Raw genomic sequence first — 3,160 nt, forward strand, 5'->3', positions numbered from 1 at the left:
GAACGGCCCGGCGGCCGGCCCGCCGGACGGCACGGCCGCCGCGCTCGACCGCGTCGCGGACCTGATCGACGAGCATGAGGCGGACCTCCCCGAGGCCGCCCGCGCCCGCCGCGACCTGGCCGACGTCCGCGAGGAGGCGGAGGCCGACGACCCGGACGGCGACCGCCTCTCAGGCGCCCTGGACCGCCTCGCCCGCCGAGTCGGCGGCGTCGCGGCCCTAGCCGAAGCCGTCCACACCCTCGCGGCTCAATTTTCGTAGACCCGGCCCACTTCGCTCGCCCGGGGGGCTCGCTCCGTGACCGTGTCTGGGCGAACGCGGCATCGCTTCGCGATCTGCCCGGTTTCGCTCGCCTTCGGCTTCGCTGCACCGTGCAGGGCACGCGTTCGCGCGCGTGGCTGAGGCCGCTTCGAGACCGGCCTCGGGCTCGGCTTACGTTCGCCTCGCCTCGCCTCGCCGCGCGTGGCAGGGGCGGTGTCGGTCTAGATGGAGGCTTCGGTGCGGGAGGGGAGGTTCGCCTTTTCCGCGACCGCGCTCCAGTAGCCGATGAACTCGCGCTTGGCCTCGGTGGCCTGCTCGTTCACGTCGGCGACGTCGGAGTCGGACGGGCATCCCGGCGACAGCTCGATGTACCTGGCGTTGGACGCGACCGACGCCTCCAACGCGCGGACCAGGGCGCTCTTGAGCTGCTCGCCGTTCTCGATGGCGCTGACGTCCAGGGCCTGCGCGGTGGACAGCTGCGTCTGCCGCTCGCCCCTGATCCGCTGCAGCCCGGCGGTCTCGCAGCCGTCGCTCAGGACGGTCTGGAGGTTGCCCCGGGTCGAGGCCATGTCGTCCAGCAGCGAGTTCACCTTGCCGGCCTGCTCGGTCATGTCGCCGCTCGGCGACGGGGAGGACGGCGTCTCCGACGGCGAGGACGGCGACGACGCGGGCTCGGACGGCTGGCCCGTCGTCCCCTGGGTCGTCGCGGCGGTGTCGCTGCCCGTGCGGTCGGCCTTCCCGGAGCCGTGCGGCCAGAACACGATGCCGAGCGCGATCGCCGCGAGGACGACCAGCCCCGTCACGATCAGCAGGTAGGGCGGGGCCTTCTTCCGCTCCCGCGGCGGGGGCGGGCTCCACACCGGCGGCTCGTCCGCCCACGGCTCCGGCGACAGCGTGATCGTGTGCTCGCCGGGTGTGTCCGGCGGCGGGGGAGGCGTGGCGGACAGTCCCGACCCGCCCGCGCCGCTCCAGGGCTCGGGCGGCGGGCCGTACGCGGCCGCGGGGTCGGCGGAAGGAAGCCGCATCCCCGGGTCGTACACCGTCGGTGGCGCGGCGTAGCCCAGGTCGAGTTCGGTCTGCGGCGAGGAGTACCCGGCGTCCAGCTCGGTCTGGTGGGGCGAGGAGCCCGCGTCCACCTCGGTCCGGGGTGCCGCGTGCCCGAACTCGTGCGGCGGCCGGCCCGGGTCGTGCTCGGTCGGCGGCGGGCCGTACTCGGCCGGATACGTCGCCTCGTGCCCGGCGGACGCGAACGGATAGGGACCGGCGCCGGGAGCGGGCTCGGCGGCCGAACCCGGCTCGCGGGCCGGATCGGGCTCGCGGTCCGGCCCGGAACCGGAAGGGGTGGCCGGAGCGCTCGGCTCGGACGGCCACGGAGGCGACGACGGCCAGCCGTCATCGCGTGGCGTGGCCTCCCCGGAGGCCGGCGCGCCGTCGTTCAGGGGCGCGTCGCACCGGGTGCAGCGGGGCAGCGCCGGAGTCGTGTCGCTGCCGCAGGCAGGGCACCGCATGAAAGCCCCTCACCGTCGGGGTCCGTCGCGACCAACCTACCGTGACCGGACGCACGGCGGGATGCCCCCGGACGGCTCGCCACCGGGTTGTGATCAACCGGTCCGCCCGGATGTCGTCCCAGGTCGCGCGGTACCCGTCCGGTTCCGTCGCGCCCGTGGGATGGGACCGGCGGGATCAGACCCCAGTCCAGCGGCGGGCGGGCTGCCCGTTCTTGCGGGCGACCGGGTTCCAGATCTCGACGAACGACTTCTTGGAGTTGGTCGCGCGGCGCTCGGCCTCGGCGCGGCCGGGCGCGTGGTTGGCGTCCGGCTTGGGCTTGCCCTTGCAGCCGCGCTGCGCCTGGGTCGCCCAGGTCAGCAGCGCCTGGTCCACGTCCAGGGACGCCTGGAGCGAGTCGTGCAGGGACGAGCGCAGCTTCTCGCCGCGGTCGAGCTTGTCGAGCTTCAGGCCCGCGGTGCGCTTGAGCTGGTTCTGCCGGCGCTGCGCGACCTCCCGGAAGGAGCCGACGGCGCTCGGCAGGTCCTGGCACTTGCGGGACTGGGCGAGCCCCCGCACCAGCGTCCGCTTGGTGTCGGCGCTGGCGTTCAGGATCGCGTTCAGCGCGTCGGCCTGCTGCCGGGCCGGGCTGTTCGCCGGGATCTTGCCCTTCTGCGCGACCGGCGAGTTGGACGGGTTCGGATCGGTTCCGCCCTTGCCGCCGCTCGGCCACAGCACGACCCCGACCGCGACCACGGCCGCCGCGACCAGCGCGCCGACGCCGATCAGCAGCGGCTTGTTCGGCTTCTTGCCGGACTTGGCCGGCGGTCCGCCCTGCACGCCCTGCTGGCCGAACCCGTTCTGGCCGAACCCGCCCTGGTCGAATCCGCCGCCCTGGTCGAAGCCCGGCTGCTGGCCGAAGCCGCCGCCCGGACCGAAACCGCCCGGCTGCTGCCCGAACCCGGCGTCCTGCTGGCCGAAGCCGCCCTGCTGCGCCAGGCCGCCCGGCTGGCCGAAACCGGCGTCCTGCCCGAACGCCTGCTGCTGCCCGAAACCCGGCTGCTGCTGTCCGAAACCACCCGGCCCACCCGGGCCGGCCGGGCCGGAGCCCGCGTCGAGCATGGTGGTCGGCTGCTCGCCGGCGTCCTGGCCGAAGCCGGACGCGGCGGGCGGCTGCTGCCCCCAGCCCTGGTCGGACACCGTCTGCGGGGCCTGCCACTGCTGCGGCCCGGCCGGCTCGGACGGCTCCTCCGGGCGGCGTGGCTTGGCGTACCAGGACTCCGGGACGATCGACTCCGGGGGCTGCTCGGCCGGGCCGTCCTGCCAGTTGCGCGCCTGCCCGGCGGCCGCGGCGGGCGACGGCGCGATGATCGTCTTCCAGTCGGCGCCGGCCGACCCGCACCCGTCCGACATGAA

Annotated in this window: 2 protein-coding genes and 1 pseudogene; 1 reads left to right on the plus strand and 2 read right to left on the minus strand. The window is 75.3% G+C overall.

The genetic code is table 11. The features are described from left to right. The coding region (locus tag AB0J52_RS33750) for a DUF5955 family protein (protein ID WP_500186937.1) at window positions 1-259 on the plus strand (259 nt) is incomplete at its 5' end. A 221-nt stretch (window positions 260-480) separates the two neighbouring features. Here the strand turns inward: AB0J52_RS33750 and AB0J52_RS33755 are convergent. Together AB0J52_RS33755 and AB0J52_RS33760 are read right to left on the minus strand one after the other, a co-directional pair. Continuing rightward, the gene (locus AB0J52_RS33755) at window positions 481-1,767 is read right to left on the minus strand and encodes a hypothetical protein (RefSeq protein ID WP_500186938.1); all 1,287 of its coding nucleotides are present in this window, start codon (window positions 1,765-1,767) and stop codon (window positions 481-483) included. A gap of 175 nt (window positions 1,768-1,942) precedes the next feature. Then, a pseudogene (locus AB0J52_RS33760) lies at window positions 1,943-3,160 on the minus strand (hypothetical protein); the annotation flags it as partial.

The organism is Spirillospora sp. NPDC049652 (assembly GCF_040675125.1).
Lineage (GTDB): Bacteria > Actinomycetota > Actinomycetes > Streptosporangiales > Streptosporangiaceae > Spirillospora.